The sequence below is a fragment of the Oxalobacter vibrioformis genome, from assembly GCF_027118995.1.
Classification (GTDB): domain Bacteria; phylum Pseudomonadota; class Gammaproteobacteria; order Burkholderiales; family Burkholderiaceae_D; genus Oxalobacter; species Oxalobacter vibrioformis.
Genome location: NZ_CP098242.1, coordinates 250,738 through 269,416 on the forward strand (window position 1 = coordinate 250,738; position 18,679 = coordinate 269,416).

Sequence of the window (18,679 nt, forward strand, 5' to 3'; positions counted from 1 at the left end):
AGCTTTGCAGCAGGCAATTTAATGAGGCCTGACCCTAGCTACCCGTATGAAGTCATCAGCGGCGACGCTTCTGAGGAGCGGCTGCTGGAAATAGCAGAGTCGATTCTGAATAAAAAGAAAGGGCTGGCTTTCAGCATTGATGAAATCGTCAGCGACCTGAAAAACCTGCATCATAACCTGCATTGAGAAAAAGGTGAGGCAGATCTCTATCGTATCTTGATGTTGTTTTTGCCGTCACGTTTAGCATCATACATGGCAAAATCAGCCCGCTGTATAAAATTCCTGATATCCTCGGGCGGCTGATAAGCTGTACAGCCGATACTGACTGTCGTGCGTTCGGTATAGGGAAATTTGAAGTCCTCAATACGTTTGCGCAGATTTTCTGCCATGCGGAAAGCCTGATCCTGTGACGTATTTGTCGCCAGAATAACAAACTCTTCCCCGCCATACCGTGCTGCGATATCCCCTGTGCGCAAGTGTGATTGCAGGATTTTACCGAAAGACGCCAGCACCGCATCGCCAGCCAGATGGCCAAACGTGTCGTTGACCCGCTTGAAATCATCAATATCCATGATCAGAAGCGACAGGCTTGCCCCCGTGTTTCTGGCATTCATCGCCTCAGCCTGCAAAATCTCTATAAAAGTGGCATGGTTATAAAGAGACGTCAGGGCATCATAGCGGGAAATTTTCTTGTACAGCTGCAGATCACGCTTCAGTTCCCTTCTTTCCAGAAGGTTTTCTCTCGCCTTTTGGAGGATCTTGACCCGCTCGATATATTCTTCGTGAAAAAGACGCAAAATAATTGCCCGGCCTTCCGAAGTGACCATCGCCTGTGCAAACAGCGCCTTGTCACCATCCACACCCTCTTCCTGCCAGATGCTGGAAGAATACTGCCCTTCTGTATTCTTGCTGAAAAAAATCTCTGCATCCTCAAGGAAAAAGGCCAGCATATCCGAATGCTTCCATGGTTCAACGCATGGCCCATTCTCGTCGTCCGGGTACAGCTCGCGATAAAAGCCCGGGACCTTGCCGAGCAGCGTGTACTTTCCCGACGCCAGCCGCTTCAGCACCACGATATCGATCTCAGCAAGAATCGAATGGATAAAATCAAGACCTTTCATTTACGTCTTTGCCAGCATATCTTTCGCAAGGGTTTCGAAAGCCTCATTAACAGCCGTTCCTGTTCTGGCACTTGTACGCAAAACCTTGATGCCAGCAGCCTGTGCAGCCTCTATACGTTCATCATTCACTTCCCAGGTAGGACGATCACTTTTATTCAGAAGCAGCATATGAGGCGTATTCTCACCCAGCACATCAAGTGCAACCCGCCTGATCTTGAGTGCAGCGTCAAAGGTATCAAGACGGGTTAAATCGGCAACGACAAAAAATCCCATGGTGCCGCGGAGATGAGACATCTTGATATCGACGTAATCGTCTTTTCCCTCCATGTCCCATAAAACCAGAGACATGTCGGTACCATCAATATTGACAGTTTTTTTGCTGATTTTGACACCTACCGTCGAAAGGTATTTGTCAGAAAAAATAGAGTGAAGAAACTGTTCGACAAGAGAGGTCTTGCCAACAGAAAAAGAACCCAGCATGCAGACTTTTTTGCTTAACATTCTGTTTCAGGACAACATAAAGAAAAAATGGTTCGTGTTAACTCACACCGTCAGAGGCCCGTAAAAAGCCGCTTTCAGCTTCATAAAAAAACACATAAAATTGTCTTTTTTTTATGACTATAAAGCAAGCTTATCTTTTAGACAACATAACAACAGATAAAAAATTACTTTTTAATCACCGGCAACTGGTCTGCATCCGCCATTCTGACAAGGCGCACCTTCAGATCAATTTTCCGTTTATCGAGATTTTCCCCGCCAGTCCTTTTTTCACCATCCCCATGTGAAAGATCAGCGCCAATACCATAAAGCACAATGGAAATACTGGCCTGCTGCGCATACAGTTTCGATGCGATTGATCTTGCACGTGCCTGGCTGATTTCATAATTCCGCCTGTCAGAACCCGTCGCATCTGCCTGGCCATATATGGTCAGATTGACAGAAAGCCCCATCTGTTTTACCAGGCGATCCAGCGCCACCAGGTCGGATATGACCTTGTTGAAAGCGCGCTGATCCCCGGCAATGGGGGTATCACTACCGATGGGAAAACGCACCGTAGCAGTCTCAATGGCATTAATAAGTCCGGTAAGTTCCGCAACACGGGGATCATGAAGCTCCGACGTATCCACGCTGAGAACGCCAGGTGTTGCAAGGGCTGTCTGCCTTGCCTGGAGAATCCAGTTCATATCCGCCGTACCGGATAAAAAGAGAACGCCATCCTTGTATCCCACCTCAACCCCTTCCGGAGGAAGGATTTTCTTGGCCACCCGCATCCTGATAACTTCCGGCTCATGAGAAACAAAAGGAATGCTGTGAATATCAATATCATCCGGGTCATAACCATTTTCACCCAGAATCTGTTCCATCGGGCGGGCCAGCTCATCTTGCAGGCAAACCACCTTCCAAGGGGAAAAGCCCCAGTTATCCTTCACATCCACCACAAGCAACCCTGGCTCCTTGCGCAGGATTTCCACCCCGTTATCCATCCGGTAGGAGTGATACCACTTGGCAAAAAGAAGAAGGACAAAAAGACAGGCCACACCGATTGACGACCATTTTGCCCATACCGGGACAGGCTTGTCATCATCAACAAATTTTTGCGACAGGCAGTCATTCAGATATTTTTTGGCCACCTGAAACGGTGCAGCATCCCCTTTAAAATCAGCAAAAAAATCCGTGCATTCAGCCAGGCTCAGCTCCAGATTTTCATTCAGGCGATCAAGGAAATCAACAGGCGGCGTTCCCCGTACCACGCAGGCCAGATACGCCAGAGGGCTTTGCACCAGATAAATGGTGTATTCATCCATCTTGAGGGAATTAAGCGAACTGTTATCCCCTTCGCTGTTAAAGCAATCACGGGCAAAATCCTGGATGGCGGTGAGCATGCCTGACACCATATCGGCATCCCGGCTGGTCACCCCTTCATTGACGACATGGGACAAAACCAGCCCTGTCTCACTGTGAATCAGGAAAACCTGATCCACCCTATATACCAGGGTGTGAAGCATGACGATTTCACTGAATGATTTTCCCGTACGCCACCCTTCCAAACGCCACTGAACCCCTTTCAGCGAAAGTGACAGCTCCATGCTCTTGCTCAAGCTGCCCAGCATGCTATTAAAGGATTCTGAAATGGAGCGGCGGATCGTCGAACCGATCAGCGGAAAAAAAACATTAATGAAATCGTTGGGGTTTTTTCTCAGGGATTCCTTGAGCGATGTTTCCACAATGGGCTCAAAAGCTTTGTTGAGCATGGCATCCTTGCCGGAACGCATCACCACCGCCTCGGCAATCACATCGCTGACCTCGTGCGCCTTGGTCGTGTGATCATTGAGCCGGTGCTCAAGATCCCTGATCTTGTCTATTTCATCCTGAAGCAGCAGCGAGCGAAGCCGCCGCATTTCCTCCTCTGTGCGGAAAGAAGCAGGCACAGCCCTGTCCGCCGCAGACGAACGGGCAGCCGCATCAAGCACAATAACCTTTTCTACAATCCTGTCTTCAGGCTGTGGAGTGGATGGCTGGGCTTCAGAGTTGTCAACATGGAACACATGTTCCTCAGGCATCAGACCTGCCCTCGTCGCTCAATGAATGCTCAACAATATTTTCATGAGAATGCCGGGATTCGTCCCCCATCATCCTCGCCACATCAGAAGACCATTGTCCGCTGAGCTTGACCACCATCTCCGTAAACATGCTGGACAGCGAAGAGCGGTAAACCATGTCATGACGAATCTGGGAAGCCGTCTCAGAGATAACCCTGAGCGCATTCTCGTATTTTTCGTCGATCTTGTTATTCAGGTTACCCGTCTCTGTCAGCATCAGCTTGCGGATTTCCTGTTCGGTATTATCCAGCGTATTTGACAGGGCAGCCACCCTGCGCTCAAAGGCTTCTTCTGCAGCCGCAATACTTTTCGTCAGGTTATTAAATGCCTCAATGCGCTCTTTCTCTTCCACCTTCAATGCCGCATCACGCTCGGATGTCTCGGTATTGATACGATGCAGGAGTGATGATGTCTCACTGCGCATGAAATTTTCAAGCGAGTCCAGCCGGTTCTTGAGCGCCTCCCGGGCATCACTGATTTCACGTTGAAAACGCGCTTCCTGTCTCTGGAAACGCGTCTCCATATCCTTCAGTTGTGCGCCAAACAGCAGCTCTCGCACCTGGTCCATTGAAGTTGTTTCAGGATTTTGCTTGCCGTCATTATTGTTATTCATTATTGCGACTCCCCATGAGGAATAAAGAGATTTTGTACCATAAAAGATTAGCATAATAACATGCCAATATATGCTTAAAGTGTTGTTTTTTGAGACATTGACCCTTATTTTGAAATGTTACCTTTTCCCTTTTCCGAAAGCAGAAATGAAAAGAAAAAAAGGAAACCAATCCGGATTTTCTCTCTCATACAAGGGAAAGCAGGTATGAAAAGGAGCACACATGAAAAGAATTTTAGTGATTTTTTCCGTGTTAGCGGCCTCTGCCATACACCTTCCCCATGTGTGCGCCAAAGATACTGCCAGAAACAATACAGCAGCACCTATTAACGACAGTCGTACCAGCGCTGGCACGCGCAACACAGAAAAAATATGGACAATACCGGTAAAAACCACACCAGCCCCAATACGCGAATTGACTATTCCGGCACAAGGAGAAAGCAGAACCGCAATGACCCTGTTCGCAAAGGTAACACCATGCGAAAGCGCTGAGCCTGTGATAACCTTCATCAGAGTGGCTCAATGCTATTGGTGTTGTGGTTGGACCAGCCTTAAAGCCCTATCGTTTTTTGCCGTAAAAACACAGAAAATGTAATACCTGAGAAAAACCATGACAGACCACGAGATAAAAGACTTTGACCAGGAAATACACCATCTTCAGCAATCCGGTGAAGAAATCGTCCTGATTGAAGTCAACCAGGAATTTTTCAGCAGACTGATGAAAGCGAGAAAGTCTGCAAAGCTGGACTTACTATCGGAAAATAATACCTATCAGGGCATAAAAACCGTCTTATCTGAAGATGCCGAAGGCTATCAGTTCCATATTGCTGTTGATGACGAAGACTTTGAATGGGTTGAAACACCCATACAATAGATACGTTTGACGCTCACATCGCTTTTGATAGCATTTCGGCAAGCATTCAACTGTCACATGCCCCGAAAGCAATTGAAAAAACCGGATTTGGGCAAGCCCCCGGCAGATTTTTCCAATACCTGCTATACCTTCCCATAAGAAATATTTCTTCGAGAAAAACAATGGACTCACCTATTGTCGATAAAGCAAAAAACACGGCCATGCTGACAGGCATTCTGGTTTGCATGTTTGCGCCCCTCTTCGATGAAGACCACGACTGGAACGCCCCCCTGGCCGACCAGCCGGGTGGTCCGCTCCGATACACGAACCGCACGCGTCCGGTCAGCCACATACCGTCCGTTCAAGGCAGAAGAAACAAAAGGCCGCGAGAAATCATTCAAAATACAGACACATCCGACCTGATCAGATCAGATAACACCAGCCTGACCTGGTAGTGGCTCATCATGCAAAAACCCGCATAAATATCCTGTTTTACGGGTTTCCTGTTCATATCCACCATAAAGCGCTCTCCTGCCTGAAAAACAGGCTCCTTCAGGGACGCCTCACCCTCTGCCACGCCGTTTCCGATTCATCCTTTCCCGCATAGCTCATTTTTCAGGATATCTGATCCCGATCAAACAATCTTCCTAAACATAACAGCAAACAAAAAACCGTGTTAAACATCATGTTTTCACGGTTTTTCAGATAACAGCGCCTCTCGGATAGCCCACTGAAAAATATACCGGTTGGCGCCCCTCCTCGTAGTACCCTGGCCCACAGGGTACCGTATAAATCCGCTGCCTTTGATGTTCTTGCGCATGAGAAAAAATACGCTATACTTTGATTTAATGGCGGTTTTCACTGAAAAACGGGTGAAAAATCTTGTAGATGAAGCGTGTGGGAGAGAATTATCTCTCGCCCATTTCAGTCCAGCATATTTTTGAAGCAAAGGCGTTTTTAATGGAAAAACAATTCAGGGAAGGCATGAGATATTCTGGTGAAATCGTCTATGGCGCCTGTAGTGGAAACGGCACCAACACCATTACCATCCTCAAAAGAAACAGAAACAGCGTTACCTATAACTTCGGCAAAACCGAATCCACTGGAGAAGCTGTTGTCGAAACCATTGAAAACTGGGGAGAATATATCGCCATTGGCGAGGACAGATTCTTCGCCTTCGCGGTCGATGGCACCTGACCCTGCTTCAACAGGAAAAGCCCATCATGGTCAGGATCAATCTGTGCCTGCATCACAGCCATGGCAATAATCCCGTCATGTAACCCCTGCACCAGATAGCGCCGCATCATCTGCCGGTCTTCGTAGGAGAGAGTTGGAGAAGGCCTTGGCGTGTTCTCAGGCGAAGCGGTCTCCTGCGGCCAGGACAACCCGGTAGACTCTCTGCAACCGATGAACAAAAACACCACACATATCAGGAAACATCCCGCGGCCATCCTGGGTGGCAGGGCGCTTGCGGTTCTTCCTGTGAGGCGCAATCATTTCGACCCTGCGAAAAGCGAGTCTTTGATCGAGCGGATCACTATCATAGGCACGATCCCCCACAAGTCGCTCAACTCGTCCACGGGTGAGAACTTCATCGAGCGTTTTTTCGACAAGGGTGACTTCATGTGGCCAAGCAGAATCCGTGTGCACGGCGAGTGGAAAACCATGAGCGTCTGCAATAACCATGAGCTTCGTACCCTTGCCCCGCCTGGTCTTTCCCACTTTGAGCCCCCTTTTTTCGCCACTGTGAAGGTGCCGTCTATAAAGCATTCGGATAAATCAATTCCACCGCGTTCTTCAAGGTCCTGTGCCAGCGCTTCCAGTATATGGCGTAATACGCCTTGTTTGACCCACCGGGAAAAACGCCTGAAACACGTTGATCCTGAAGGAAATCGATCAGGAAGATCCCCCTAGGCAGCGCCTGTTCGCAATACCCGGAGAACGCCGTTCAATACGTCCCGGTCTGTGTGTACTTCCGGACGGCCTCGACCGGTACGATGGCTCTCGGATTTCGGGATCAAAGGCTCCAGAAGTGCCCATTGTTCGTCTGTAAGTTGTTCTGCGCGTCGTCTTTTCATCCACACAATTTACCGTTTTTATAAGCAAATCAATGGCTTGAATAACGAGGGTATTCATGCCGATTTATGAAATGAGTTCTAACAATAATTCTGAATGTCAACGAACATCACCGAACGAAGAAAAACAAAAAACCCGTATAAACGCTATGTTTTATACGGGTTTTTGTACTTTACCGGATGTCTCCGGATGATGTTCTGGTGGCGGCGACTACCGAATAACATGATGAAACGCTCATAAAATATTGCCTATCTAAAATCAAACACACTGACATACCAACAAATATACCAACATTTATATTTCTTTAGAGTCAGACTAATGCTGTTTATAAAATTATCATGATAGAGAAATGCGTTCTGCACTCCAAGAAGTCAGAGCATGGGTTTACTTCTATTGTTCCTCAAACATGCGCATGATGAGGATATTGCCGGCATCGGGAGGAGGCAAACGATCCGCGTACCGTTGTTTCTCCGCTCTTTCCAGCCATATTTTAGCTTTGGTCTCATCTTTCTTCTGGCCAAACTGGCCGTGGAAATAGACTCGCGCCATACGCTCCATGGCGGTTGGGCTGCCGTTTTCAGCGGCTTCCTGATACCACCGGAAAGCCTCAACGGCATTTTTCTTCACACCTAGACCATGCTCGTAAGCCACTGCGAGATTGCGCTGCGCATCCTCACTGCCTATTTGCGCCGCTTTCTCATAAAGCTTGAATGCCCCCGGAAGATCACGCTTCACCCCTAATCCATTGGAATACAAGTCAGCAAGGCCATTCAGACAACAGGCATTGCCATGATCTGATCCAGTATCAAAGAGTTTCCTTGCACTTTCATAGTTTTTCTGTACGCCGTCGCCCTCCATATACTTCAGGCCAAGATTGCACAGTGCAGAGGCATTGCCCATCCCTGCCGCCTTGACATAATAGTCGAGCGATTTCTTCTGATCGGGTTTGACGCCGATTCCCTTGTCATAGATGAAACCAAGATTAATCACTGCCTGGGACGAGCCCATCTGCTCTCCCTTTTCATAATACGCAAGGGCTTTGCTGTAATCCTGTCCGAGATAATCCCCGCTTTCATACATCCTGCCGAGATTGCTGAACGCATCAGGATAGTTCTGGGCGGCAGACTTTTGAAACCAGTCAAAAGCCACCTTGGGGTCTTTTTCAACCCCTTTGCCCCGAAGGTACATCACGCCAAGACGGTTTTGCACCCAAGCATCCCTGGAGGCATCTGCCTTGAGGAAAAGTGTTAATGCTTCGGTATATTTCTTCTGGTCGTACAGGGCTTTGCCCTCTTCCTTGTTACCCGCAAAAGCGCTGCATGCAGCAAGGAAGATGAGACAGCCACAAAGTATTTGCTTTACTGTTTTCATGGTATATACCCGAAAAGAAGGGATAAGCTTCTATGAAGCTTATCCCCAAACTGCAAAAAAATAAACAGACCTTATCCTTCAGGGGAGAGGTACTTTGTCAGAGTGTCACTCCCCTTGGTCTTTTCAGTGACCGGATAAGTTGTCGACATTTTCTACCGTTGTATTTTCCTTCATAGCTCCCACCAACAATTATTTCCTCCTTCATGTTTTGCTCACATTATTCACCAGATAACCAAACATCACTTTAACTTTTTATCTCCCTTGCGATTTGCGATACAGTTCGCCATGGATTTTTGCATCTCTTCGCTCGTCATATACCGGTCGGCCTTAACATCTTCCAACCCTTCCATCGTCATCGTATGCAATATCCCGTTACGCTGGGTATCGCTTTGAGAAAGCAATTTCTTCTCCGTATCTTTCATATCGTCAATTCATTCAAAATCTTACTGTAGCGAAACATTATCAATACTTTTTGTATTAACCCATTCCATTTTAAATAAAAACTCCGCCGTATAAGTAATACGAGGTAAATGATGGAATCATACTGTGCTCTCAACCTTCTCCAGAGGTTTGTCTAAACTTTGTACGCATCGCTCCGCACACATGCACTAGAGCGGCTTTCATGAAGAGAGTCAAGGAACATATTCTGCGTTGGCCGGAATGAAGTAAGTTGCAGCAAATCCTCCAGCAAAAAGTGCCTGATTCAAAAATTTTCCCGATACGTCAGGACGTACCCTGAGTTTTTTCATAACAGGGAAAATACATGAAGAAACTAAGCAAAAACGACCTGACTGTTATGCGTCTCTTCCTTGCTCGTACCTCAAATGGCAAAACCATCAAGTACCTGAACCGGGTCCTGAACCTGCGTATTGCACATTCTATTGAATTTCCAGATGTAGCATCAGCACAAATCAAAAAAAACCTGGCTGCGGATTTCTATCTCATGTCAGAGCAGGCTTACGCTAAAAGCCTTGATAGCATGGTTATGAACAGGATGATGAACCTGCTGGGAGAAATGGAAAGGGAGGCAAAAAACCTTCGCAACTCACTGCTCTCCACGAACCAGAACAAGCTCGAAAGGAATATCTGTTACGCTAATTTTCCACTGCTTATCATCTCACCTGAATCGCTGGCACTACTGCAGGTATTACTCATGGCAGACAGCACCTTCAGCGACCTTTCCTACCTAGATAGCGTCTACTTGAGTATGGTTAACGCATTCAACCAAAGGGCGATACAGCGCACCTGCACAGCGGCAGCAAATGTCGCGAGATTTTTTGCGTATCTTGTGGCAATACCCCGCCAGCGTTTGAGATAAAGAAAGACATTTTCCACCAGGTGACGCTTCTGATAAATCTGCCGATCGTAGCTTCTTTTCTCCTTGCGATTTCTTTTCGGGGGTATGACGGGTATGATGTTGCGGGATTTTGCATGGTCAAGAATGGCGTTTGAATCATAACCCCGATCCGCCACCAGATGGCGAGGGGATATCCCATCCATTAACCGTGAAGCCTGCGTACAATCTGCAACGGTACCCGATGTGACAAGACATCTGACCGGCATACCATTCGCATCCACGGCCAGATGTATTTTTGAGTTGAGCCCCCTTTTGTGCGCCCCATGCCCTGGTTGCCTCCTCTTGCCCCCGCCGCGTGCGGGTGAATCTTGATGTGACTTGCATCTATCAGAAGCCATTCAAAATCAGGCTCATCTATCAGGATTTCCAGCAGGCGCTCCCATATGCCCTTGTCGCGCCAGCGGATGAAGCGCTGGTGAACGCTCCCCCATTTTCCGTACTCCGGCAAAAGATCACGCCAGGGGGCGCCTGTGCGTAATATCCAGAATACAGCATTAATGAAGGTGCGGTTATCTTTGGCTATCCTGCCCCATTGACCAGGCTGTCCTGGAAGGTGGGGCTCAAGTAAAGCCCAGGCCTGGTCGGATATGTCGTGGCGTCTGTACGCTGGTCTCATGGAATCTCCTGTTAAAGGGTGGTCTTCCTATAATGATCATCGCTTCATAACATCTGCCATCTGGCAAACAGAGGGAGTTTTATCTCTTATATCTCATGTAGACACTATCTAGGTGACATCAAGCTACTAGCAGGAGGTGAGATAAAAAAAATGGTCACGCCTTTCACAGAAAGCTACAAGAGTCTGAAACAACTGCTGAATGATTGATTTTCTCTCCGGAAAATCCCTCCCCAACACCTAAAACACTTCTCGCCTTACCCCGGCACTGCTGAACAGTCCCGGGGTAATTTTTCACGGCGGGGTCAGGCACCCTGCTTAAATATAATAGATTCGCATCTGCTGTGCCTTCTTGCTACTACGAGCAGCGCGCCTCTACCTCTCGGTAAGAGGTCTCTTCCCACGTAAGGAAGACCTGAAAAATAACGGAGCCCTTCCGCCTCGCGCCTGCTCCACCGGAGCAGTAAGGGCAGCGAGGATGCCCTTGATGATTGATGCACTGCCATAGCAGCCGTGAGTCTCCTGGCGCCGGTATGCTAGTTCACACCGGTTGTCCTGGCGGGCGCTATCCCCTCACTTTTTTCATGCCAGATCATTAAAAAAACCGCCTTTTCACGATACAAAGTGAAATTGGGAGCGGTTTGGATTGGTGTTTTGCCTGGTAACGCTGATGAATAGGGCTTATCAGGAAAACTCTGTGTTGATTGATTTTTTTACTTGTGCGTTTTTTTAATAGCCTCCTTGGTGAAATAAAAAATATGCCGAGTGTCGGCAAGCGGTAAAAACTCTGCTCAGGTATGACTGGGCAAAGGTTTCTTTTCTGCTGAACGAGGTCGCTGCATGCCGAGTAGTGGCGGTATCCAGTGTAGTACGCCCATAAGAGGTTATGCCGGCGAATGCCGTGGTATTCCGGCGAGGTTTTGAAGGGCGGCAGGTTGACTTGCATCCCGGATTTTCCATGTTAGCTTGGATGAGGAATATAGATAGCAAGGAAAAAATGAAACAGACACATTTCAAGGGATTTGACTGGGAGACGGAAAAGCGGCAGCAGTGGCTTATCCGGGTTGCAGAGGAAAGGGACCAACAGGAAAATCTACAGGAGCGAGTTGCCCTCTTCCATGGGCGTCTTTTACGTTTGAAATCATGGATTTGGCAGGCGACAAGGAAAACACTTTATTTCATGGCCGGGCTTTGCCAGAAACGTCATTTGTAAGAGACGAGCGCACATAAACGCCGAAACTGGGCCAGTAAATTCGGCGTTTTTGTGCAGCTAAAATATGAAGAAAGTGTACAAAAATGCCGAAACTGGGGTAGTGAATTCGGCGTTTTTGTACGCTTAAATAATAAGCAAGTGCGCGAAAGCGCAAAATCTGGGCCATGCTTTTTTGCACTTTCGTTGGCCTGGTTATCACGGTAGCAACCTGAAAGGAAACAAAAAAAGAGGCCTGATTCCAGGCCTCAGACTGCTGACAAAGTATTGCAAAGTCCCTGGCGTTAAGCCTGGGATTTTGCTTTAATGGAATTGCTTATAGATATCCGCATAAAAGGCAGGCTCTGATGCTAAAGACACCGACACCGCAGCAACACGAATTGGAGATGGTCACCCTTGAAGAACTGGTTCCCAAAGACCATCTATTAAGACTGATAGACCGCCACATCCATTTTGACTTTATCAGAGAGCACACCGCCCATCTTTACAGTGCGGACAATGGCAGGCCCGCCCTTGATCCCGTAGTTTTATTCAAGATGCTCTTCATTGGGTACCTATTCGGGATAAGATCAGAGCGCCAGATAGAGCGTGAGATTCAGGTTAACGTAGCCTACCGCTGGTTTTTAGGCTTACGCCTGACAGACCGTGTTCCAGACGCCAGCACCCTTTCCCAGAACCGCCGTCGTCGCTTTGCTGGCACAGACATAGAACAAGTCATTTTTGACGAGATTGTTGAGCAGTGCATCCGTCATGGATTAATAGGCGGTCGCGTTTTTTACAGTGACAGCACACACCTCAAAGCCTCGGCCAACAAGAACCGTCACGAACGTCACCTTGTTGAGCAAAAGCCCGTTGCCTACCTTGCAGAACTCAACAGCGCCATAGAAGCCGACCGTTATTCCCATGGCAAAAATCCCCTTTCAGACAGAGACGACGAACCGCCCTCACAAAAAGAAATCAAAGTCAGCCCGGCAGACCCTGATGCTGGCTACCTTGTTCGTGATGGCAAGCCCAAAGGTTTTTACTACCTGGACCACCGCACCGTTGACGGCAAGTACGCCCTGATCACAGACACCCATGTGACGCCGGGAAATGTCCATGACAGTGTTCCTTACCTGAAGCGTCTTGACAGGATGCAGTCACGTTTTGGATTTGAGATACAGGCCGTAGGCTTGGATGCAGGTTATGACACACCACACATAGCCAAGGGACTCATAGAGCGAGGCATATACGGCGTTATCGGTTACCGTCGTCCGAATCACAAGGCGGGCTACTTTTACAAGCGGCAGTACAGCTATGACCCTCAAGGAGACTGTTATCTCTGTCCCAATGGAAAGCTTTTACCTTACCGTACGACCAACCGTTCAGGGTACCGGGAATATGCCTCTCAACAAGGGCAATGTACGGACTGCGCCTTTCTTATGCAGTGTACCCAGAGCCGCAACCAGATAAAACTGATCACCCGGCATATTTGGCAGGGCTTCAAGGAACAGGTTCATGACAATCGCCTGACGGCAAAGGGCAAGGCGATTTACCGTCGGCGACAGGAAACGGTAGAGCGCAGTTTTGCGGATGCGAAAGAGTTGCACGGTCACCGTTATGCGCGTTACCGTGGTTTATCGAAAGTGAAGGGGCAGGCGCTTTTAGCGGCAGCGTGTCAGAACATGAAGAAGATGGCACGCCTGCTTGAGGCAGCAAGCCTTGCTTTTTTGCGCCATTTCCCGGGAAGATTCGGCCTTGTCATTGGGATATTTCGGCCAAGGGGGCTTAATGGAAAATGTGATTGCTATTTTAATTTTGTTTTGATCTCCCGATAATGCGCCAATGAAAAAACCCCACTTCGAAAAAAATGGGGTTTGTCAGCAGTCTGAGGCCTGATTCCAGGCCTCTTTTTTTGTTTCTACTACCCTATCGTCCTTTGCTGTCACGCTCGCGTATCCTGTGTTCGAGGAATGCATTGACTTCTTCTTCGAGCCAGCCGACACACCGGGGTGTCAGGTTGATCTTTTTGAGGATGCCCTGGCGGTCCAGTTCGTAGATTAACGTACGCCCGATTTTTAGCTTTGCCTGCACCTCCTTTATACGCAATATCTTGTGATTTTTTTTCATAATTTCTGTTCCTCCTTTCTCGTGGTTACAGGAATCATGTTACGGATGCCGGCGGTGATACGGGAACTGAAACGCCTGCTGTCTGGAGGAGGATTCGGATGGGGATAGCGACAGGTTTCTTGTCTTTTGGGAATTCAACACGCACAACAGGTGTTCTGTTCGGGAAGTTGATTTGACAAGTGGATTTCGTATGCTAATTTGGATTTGACATGGTTGTTTTTTCCATGGAAAGCGGCGGACCGGGATGCTTGCGACATGCCGATCCGCCTGACCACAATTAATCACATATAGAGGATTTAACAATGGCTAATGAAAATGTAACACATGCTCCCGGTATCACTATCGAGAAAGACTCGATAGTGGGGCTGGTGTCGGCTGTGTCTTTCCTGCCAAACGTGCTGGACGGTGAAAGGCTAACTGTGGAGCAGGTCCACCAGTTGGAAGAGGGAATAAGGCATGCCAAGGATATTGCCGAGGAGACAGCGAATATGATCCTTCACGCTCTCCGGGAGGCGGATATTCATTTACAGGTGCTCAGGCAATCCGAAGGGCTAAAGCAGGCGGCGGAGGAATTTCTGGAAAATGCCGAAGCCGCGCTCAAGCGTCACAGCATGACGCATTGATTGATGAAGAACAGGATGGATTCCTGTCTGCAAAAATGAAAGGTATGAGAATGAATAGAGATAACGAAAAAAAGGAACCTGTCATGGCAACACCGGATGAAACCGAGGCCATGAAGCTGTATGGTGATTTGATCCGTCTTGCGATTGAGTTGCCCACACCACTCCTTGCCGCTCCCCTGCAGGAGCATGAGGTACCTAAGGTGAAGCAATTCCTTGAATGGGCTATCCGGTTAAAAAGGCTGACGGGAGACTACCTGCTAGACCGGCATATCGCGGATGCAGAAGAGGCGCTGAGACGGTTTGAGGAAGGGACGTCTTACAATCGTCCCGTGCAGTTTGAGGATGTCACCTATACCCCTACCCTGCACTGACATAGTGATGCAAGGTCAGGGATATTGCATTGGATTTGCAAGCGTTTGAAAGTGAAAGGCCAGGAGTGTTTTCTTGGCTTTTTTGTTGGTCTATATGAGGATAGTGTTTCCAGCCATTTTTTGTTGACGGCAAATCACCCTCTTATTTCAACTCATTCAATTTTTTCTGCGCGTCCTTCACGCCAGCATCCAGCGCTTTTTGGTAGCACTCCCGCGCCTTATTGATATCTTTTGGATAACCGAAGCCATACTGGTGCATCAGGCCCAGCCAGTAATTTGCCTTTGTCACCCCGTTTTCGGTAGCTACCGTAAGCCAGTATTTGGCCTTTTCATTGTCGATATCCCTGTCGTAACCGTTCAGGTAAATGATGCCAAGGCTTAACGCAGCCTGGCGCTTGTCGCCACTCTCCGCCGCCAGGCTGTACCATTTGAAGGATTCATCCCAGCTTTGCTTCAGACCGGCACCGCCTGTCGAATAGATTGCGCCTAGCAGTACCATCGAATCCACATTGCCTTTGGCGGCCGCTTTTTTATACCACTTGGCAGCTTCCGCCAGGTCGGTTTTTACCCCCAGGCCCTTATGGTATAGGACCCCGATCCCGTACTCACCCTTGTCATACCCCTGCGCAGCGGACTTTTCATACCAGTAACGCGCCTTTTCAAAATCCTGGCCGGTACCTTTGCCCAGGCGGTACAGCGCACCAACCACGAACTGGGCTTCCCTGTCTCCCTGCTCGGCTGCCATGTGGTACCAGTAAAAAGCCTTTTTATAATCCTGAGGGATGTCTGTGCCATCATGGTAGGTGCGCCCAAGGTTATATTGGGCTTCTACCACTCCCTGTTCACCGGCAAGGGTGTATAGTCTGACCGCTTCAACTGCGTTTTTCTTTACGCCAAGACCATCATCATAAAGAATGGCCAGGTTATACAATGCCCGGGTATTGCCATTTTTGGCACTTTTGCTGTACCACTCGAAAGCCTTTTTGTAATCCTGATTGATGCCCTGTCCCAGGTCATACATTTTGCCAAGCTGCCGCTGGGCTTCAGCATTACCCCGCTTCGCTTCCTTTTCAATCAGCGGGAACGCTTGGCTGTACTGTTCTTTTTCATAGAGAGCCATGCCATCTTCAAAGCCACCAGCAAAGACTGTGCTAACAGAAAGCAGAAGGGACAGGACAAGGACGGAAAGGAGGGAGAGTATGGATGTGGTCTTCATGGCAGATGTTGTCAAAAGGATCAGTCTGCCTATCTTACCCGAGAAACGGAAATGCGCCCACTCGGCCGAGCGGGCGCACCATGACAGGAGATATATGTCCAAAGTTTTGATGACGATTATCGATTTCTTATTTTCGCACCTCCTTTCTCTGTTTGATCATAATCAGGCATTTCAATACCAACGGCTTCTCGGCTCATATGCTTTGCTTCTCCCAAAATAAACCGCTGTGTCCATTGCAAAAGCGGGTTTTCCACCCCGGTAGTCGTGACGTGCCTGAACCCGGTTGATCCGACGTAGGTTCCAATGCTCAGCATCCCGGACCACACGCCGCTTTGCCATGAATCCAGTTCAATGAAGCGCTCTCTTGCCTGCGCTTCCGGTAAAAAGGATTCCCGTTTGTACTTATGCCATTCGGGATTCCTCTCCACCATGCTCGGATCGCGCCTGATGGCTTCCATCCTGGCCGAGGCGCCACTGTTAAACCCCATCTTGGCGGCCCAGCCGAGTTTCAGGAAGTTCTGCGCCCAAAATCCCATGTTGGCTGCCTGGACGCCCTTGCCGGGAATGGCCATACTGGCAACCGCCGGTACGAATTTCTCAAAGATGTCCCCCACAATCTTGTCCCCTCTTAGTAGGGCCGATTGGGCCGGGTCGAGTGTCAGGTACTTCAGGTTGTTGTAATCATCCGAGCGCTGGGAACGGAGCATGTGGGCGGTTTCGCCGAGTGCACCTGATACGTTGTTGCCTGCATTGACGGCAAAGCTGTTCATGTTTTCCACCTCCTTTGCCCATCCGGACAAATCGTGGATGTTGGCGTTATACATCTGCTGGTAGTGGAACATGGCGATTTCCGGTGGCGGAGCAGCTGACAGAACCTGTGCCGCCGTATGCACCATGTCACGGCTGAAGTTGACCTGTCCCATCCCGATGCTGGCAACAAGGTTTTTCACGGTCTTGCCATAGACAGTCTTGTCCAGTGCCGCCATGCCGTCGGCAACCTGTTTGGCCTGCTTATAGCTGATTTGCGAACCGCTTAGCATGTGGTCGCGTACCTGGCCTTTGAGTTCTTTGCCGGAGAAGGTGCCTTCGAGAATGCCGCTCAAGGCATCACTGTCAAAGGAGGCAGTTTGGTAGTTTCGGTCAAAGATAGGGTAAGCCTGCTTTTTTGCCATGTCTGGATCAAAGCGGATGGCTTCCCTGTTGTTCAGTGCCGTGGAAACCGTGTCACGTGCATGCGCTTTTTCCCAATTACTGTACTGGTTAATGGTGGCCGGGTTGAAGCTAGCATTCCTGACATCTGCCATGGCGTGGGCTTCTTCGGATGTGGCGTTAAAGAGGCTGTAAAGGGCATTGGCACTATCGTTACGCGACCGCTCGGATTTAACACGGGCGAGAAAGAGGTCTGGGTTACTCACGTTTGCTGTTTGCCCATCGTTTTTGGGAGCAACAGCCTGAACGGTTTGTGGATCAGTTTGTCGTTCATCTGCGATCTCTCGTCCCAATGCGACGGCATTCTCGCTTTCGATCTGCTCGGGTTGCGCGGTGCGGTTGAGATAGCCGAGGACTTTGTCAAAACCAGTGTCAGCATGATTGTCTACCGAAGCTGGAGCCGCATTGATACCTGCTGTCGCAACCGGGTTGGCTGCCGGTTTAACTTCCGGGATCTTGATGGCGGGCATGCCGATCTTCGCGGTAGCTGCTGTTCCTGCAGCGGGTTTGGCAGTTTGCATGCCGGGAACAGCCTCCATACCGGCACCCTGGCCCATTTTAAGGGGTTCAGCGACTGCCGCCACTGGTGCCGCTTTCGTCGGCGTGTAGGTGTCATCCGTTACCGAAAAGGAGGGCAATGCCCCTCCATCGCCCCCGGCACTGGCCGCAAAGGCATTGCCAAGTGCTGTGCCATAGCTGGCAGGCTGCTTGGCCATGTCGGCGGTATCGATCCGAAATGGATCGGTTTTTTTCTTGTCCGGATCAAAGTCATCCGGATCAGTGCCGAAGTCATCGAGGATGCCCATGATGGCCTCCTCTCATGCTTTTGGCACCTTTCATTGTGGTGTTTCTCATTTTTTCCCTCTGCACAAAGGTTGGTAAAAAGGGCCTGCAGACCCCCGCTCCATGACCACAAGCAGCAAGCCATTTATGGTCCATCAATTATGTTATACAGGAAAAAAAGACGGCTGTCAGCTCCTTTGAAAAAGAAAATATATTTAAAAACAATGCATTACAGCACGATTCGTTTAACGGTTTGTTGCACGACTTTCGCACGAATCGTTTTCCGAACGATGATGAAAGGCGTTTATGCCGTGACATTTCATTAGGCACACTATTGCCTGTTGAATGTTTTTGGGCATGAGCTGGACATCGCAGTGCCATTTGTCGTTGTCGACGCCATCTATGTAGCGGTATGGGCAACGACACTGACGGCCATCGGGTATTACAGCGGGGATATAGTAATCCCAGAAAGTGGAGCCGATCATTGTGGCCGTGGCGATTATCATTGTCGTATCGGTTATGGTGGTGCTTTACCGGCGGCACAGACGCGTGAAAAA

Annotated in this window: 22 protein-coding genes; 8 read left to right on the forward strand and 14 right to left on the reverse strand. The window is 48.9% G+C overall.

Translation table 11 applies throughout. The annotated features are described in order from the left end of the window. Window positions 1–21 precede the first annotated feature (21 nt). Complete coding sequence (locus tag NB640_RS01350) at window positions 22–186, forward strand: hypothetical protein (protein WP_269309349.1); 165 nt, start codon at window positions 22–24, stop codon at window positions 184–186. Between the two features lie 20 nt (window positions 187–206). Here the strand turns inward: NB640_RS01350 and NB640_RS01355 are convergent, their stop codons facing one another. The 4 genes from NB640_RS01355 to NB640_RS01370 all read right to left on the reverse strand — a co-directional run bounded on the left by NB640_RS01355 (window position 207) and on the right by NB640_RS01370 (window position 4,334). Beyond that, window positions 207–1,121, reverse strand: a complete 915-nt coding sequence (locus tag NB640_RS01355) for a GGDEF domain-containing protein (RefSeq protein WP_269309350.1) — start codon at window positions 1,119–1,121, stop codon at window positions 207–209. Next, a complete protein-coding gene (locus NB640_RS01360) occupies window positions 1,122–1,622 on the reverse strand; it encodes a Rab family GTPase (RefSeq protein ID WP_269309351.1) in 501 nt (166 codons plus the stop codon). It abuts the gene before it with no gap. A 164-nt stretch (window positions 1,623–1,786) separates the two neighbouring features. Further along, the gene (locus tag NB640_RS01365; protein ID WP_269309352.1) at window positions 1,787–3,682 is read right to left on the reverse strand and encodes an OmpA family protein; all 1,896 of its coding nucleotides are present in this window, start codon (window positions 3,680–3,682) and stop codon (window positions 1,787–1,789) included. Beyond that, complete coding sequence (locus NB640_RS01370; protein WP_269309353.1) at window positions 3,675–4,334, reverse strand: hypothetical protein; 660 nt, start codon at window positions 4,332–4,334, stop codon at window positions 3,675–3,677. Before NB640_RS01370 ends, NB640_RS01365 begins: the two co-directional genes overlap by 8 nt. 220 nt (window positions 4,335–4,554) lie before the next feature. Here NB640_RS01370 and NB640_RS01375 point away from each other — a divergent pair, with 220 nt between their 5' ends. Both NB640_RS01375 and NB640_RS01380 read left to right on the forward strand, forming a co-directional pair. Next, the gene (locus NB640_RS01375; protein ID WP_269309355.1) at window positions 4,555–4,926 is read left to right on the forward strand and encodes a hypothetical protein; all 372 of its coding nucleotides are present in this window, start codon (window positions 4,555–4,557) and stop codon (window positions 4,924–4,926) included. Window positions 4,927–4,941: 15 nt separating this feature from the next. After that, the gene (locus tag NB640_RS01380) at window positions 4,942–5,205 is read left to right on the forward strand and encodes a hypothetical protein (protein ID WP_269309356.1); all 264 of its coding nucleotides are present in this window, start codon (window positions 4,942–4,944) and stop codon (window positions 5,203–5,205) included. 167 nt (window positions 5,206–5,372) lie between these two features. Here the strand turns inward: NB640_RS01380 and NB640_RS01385 are convergent, their stop codons facing one another. Continuing rightward, window positions 5,373–5,534 (reverse strand): hypothetical protein, encoded by a 162-nt coding sequence (locus NB640_RS01385; protein WP_269309357.1) that lies wholly within the window; start codon window positions 5,532–5,534, stop codon window positions 5,373–5,375. Window positions 5,535–5,581: 47 nt separating this feature from the next. After that, complete coding sequence (locus NB640_RS01390) at window positions 5,582–5,761, reverse strand: hypothetical protein (RefSeq protein WP_269309358.1); 180 nt, start codon at window positions 5,759–5,761, stop codon at window positions 5,582–5,584. A gap of 407 nt (window positions 5,762–6,168) precedes the next feature. Between NB640_RS01390 and NB640_RS01395 the strand changes: the two genes are divergently transcribed. Next, complete coding sequence (locus NB640_RS01395) at window positions 6,169–6,381, forward strand: hypothetical protein (RefSeq protein ID WP_269309360.1); 213 nt, start codon at window positions 6,169–6,171, stop codon at window positions 6,379–6,381. A 156-nt stretch (window positions 6,382–6,537) separates the two neighbouring features. Here the strand turns inward: NB640_RS01395 and NB640_RS01400 are convergent, their stop codons facing one another. The 5 genes from NB640_RS01400 to NB640_RS01420 form a co-directional block, all read right to left on the reverse strand. Further along, the gene (locus NB640_RS01400; protein ID WP_269309361.1) at window positions 6,538–6,954 is read right to left on the reverse strand and encodes a transposase; all 417 of its coding nucleotides are present in this window, start codon (window positions 6,952–6,954) and stop codon (window positions 6,538–6,540) included. Window positions 6,955–7,094: 140 nt separating this feature from the next. Continuing rightward, complete coding sequence (locus NB640_RS01405; protein ID WP_408637934.1) at window positions 7,095–7,262, reverse strand: transposase; 168 nt, start codon at window positions 7,260–7,262, stop codon at window positions 7,095–7,097. 388 nt (window positions 7,263–7,650) lie between these two features. Beyond that, entirely contained in the window at window positions 7,651–8,631 is a 981-nt protein-coding gene (locus NB640_RS01410) for a tetratricopeptide repeat protein (RefSeq protein ID WP_269309363.1), read from the reverse strand. A gap of 239 nt (window positions 8,632–8,870) precedes the next feature. Further along, window positions 8,871–9,053 carry a hypothetical protein gene (locus NB640_RS01415; protein ID WP_269309364.1) on the reverse strand — a complete coding sequence of 61 codons (183 nt, stop codon included), beginning with the start codon at window positions 9,051–9,053 and terminating at the stop codon, window positions 8,871–8,873. Window positions 9,054–9,828: 775 nt separating this feature from the next. Further along, window positions 9,829–10,604 (reverse strand): IS5 family transposase gene (locus NB640_RS01420; protein WP_408637931.1). Its coding sequence is split into 2 segments (ribosomal slippage): window positions 9,829–10,232 and window positions 10,232–10,604, totalling 777 coding nucleotides; the frame shifts between segments, so codons are not numbered across the junction. Window positions 10,605–11,487: 883 nt separating this feature from the next. Here NB640_RS01420 and NB640_RS01425 point away from each other — a divergent pair. Both NB640_RS01425 and NB640_RS01430 read left to right on the forward strand, forming a co-directional pair. Then, a complete protein-coding gene (locus NB640_RS01425; RefSeq protein WP_269309366.1) occupies window positions 11,488–11,814 on the forward strand; it encodes a hypothetical protein in 327 nt (108 codons plus the stop codon). Window positions 11,815–12,158: 344 nt separating this feature from the next. After that, entirely contained in the window at window positions 12,159–13,628 is a 1,470-nt protein-coding gene (locus NB640_RS01430; RefSeq protein ID WP_269308711.1) for an IS1182 family transposase, read from the forward strand. Between the two features lie 91 nt (window positions 13,629–13,719). On the opposite strand, the gene NB640_RS01435 is transcribed toward NB640_RS01430, so the two are convergent. After that, a complete protein-coding gene (locus NB640_RS01435) occupies window positions 13,720–13,920 on the reverse strand; it encodes a helix-turn-helix transcriptional regulator (protein ID WP_269309367.1) in 201 nt (66 codons plus the stop codon). 302 nt (window positions 13,921–14,222) lie between these two features. Here NB640_RS01435 and NB640_RS01440 point away from each other — a divergent pair, with 302 nt between their 5' ends. Both NB640_RS01440 and NB640_RS01445 read left to right on the forward strand, forming a co-directional pair. Further along, on the forward strand, window positions 14,223–14,543 hold the full coding sequence (locus NB640_RS01440) for a hypothetical protein (RefSeq protein WP_269309368.1): 321 nt from the start codon (window positions 14,223–14,225) through the stop codon (window positions 14,541–14,543). A gap of 44 nt (window positions 14,544–14,587) precedes the next feature. Next, the gene (locus tag NB640_RS01445) at window positions 14,588–14,914 is read left to right on the forward strand and encodes a hypothetical protein (RefSeq protein WP_269309369.1); all 327 of its coding nucleotides are present in this window, start codon (window positions 14,588–14,590) and stop codon (window positions 14,912–14,914) included. A 142-nt stretch (window positions 14,915–15,056) separates the two neighbouring features. On the opposite strand, the gene NB640_RS01450 is transcribed toward NB640_RS01445, so the two are convergent. Both NB640_RS01450 and NB640_RS01455 read right to left on the reverse strand, forming a co-directional pair. Next, a complete protein-coding gene (locus NB640_RS01450; protein WP_269309370.1) occupies window positions 15,057–16,130 on the reverse strand; it encodes a tetratricopeptide repeat protein in 1,074 nt (357 codons plus the stop codon). 116 nt (window positions 16,131–16,246) lie between these two features. Continuing rightward, window positions 16,247–18,145, reverse strand: a complete 1,899-nt coding sequence (locus NB640_RS01455) for a hypothetical protein (protein WP_269309371.1) — start codon at window positions 18,143–18,145, stop codon at window positions 16,247–16,249. Window positions 18,146–18,679 lie beyond the last annotated feature (534 nt).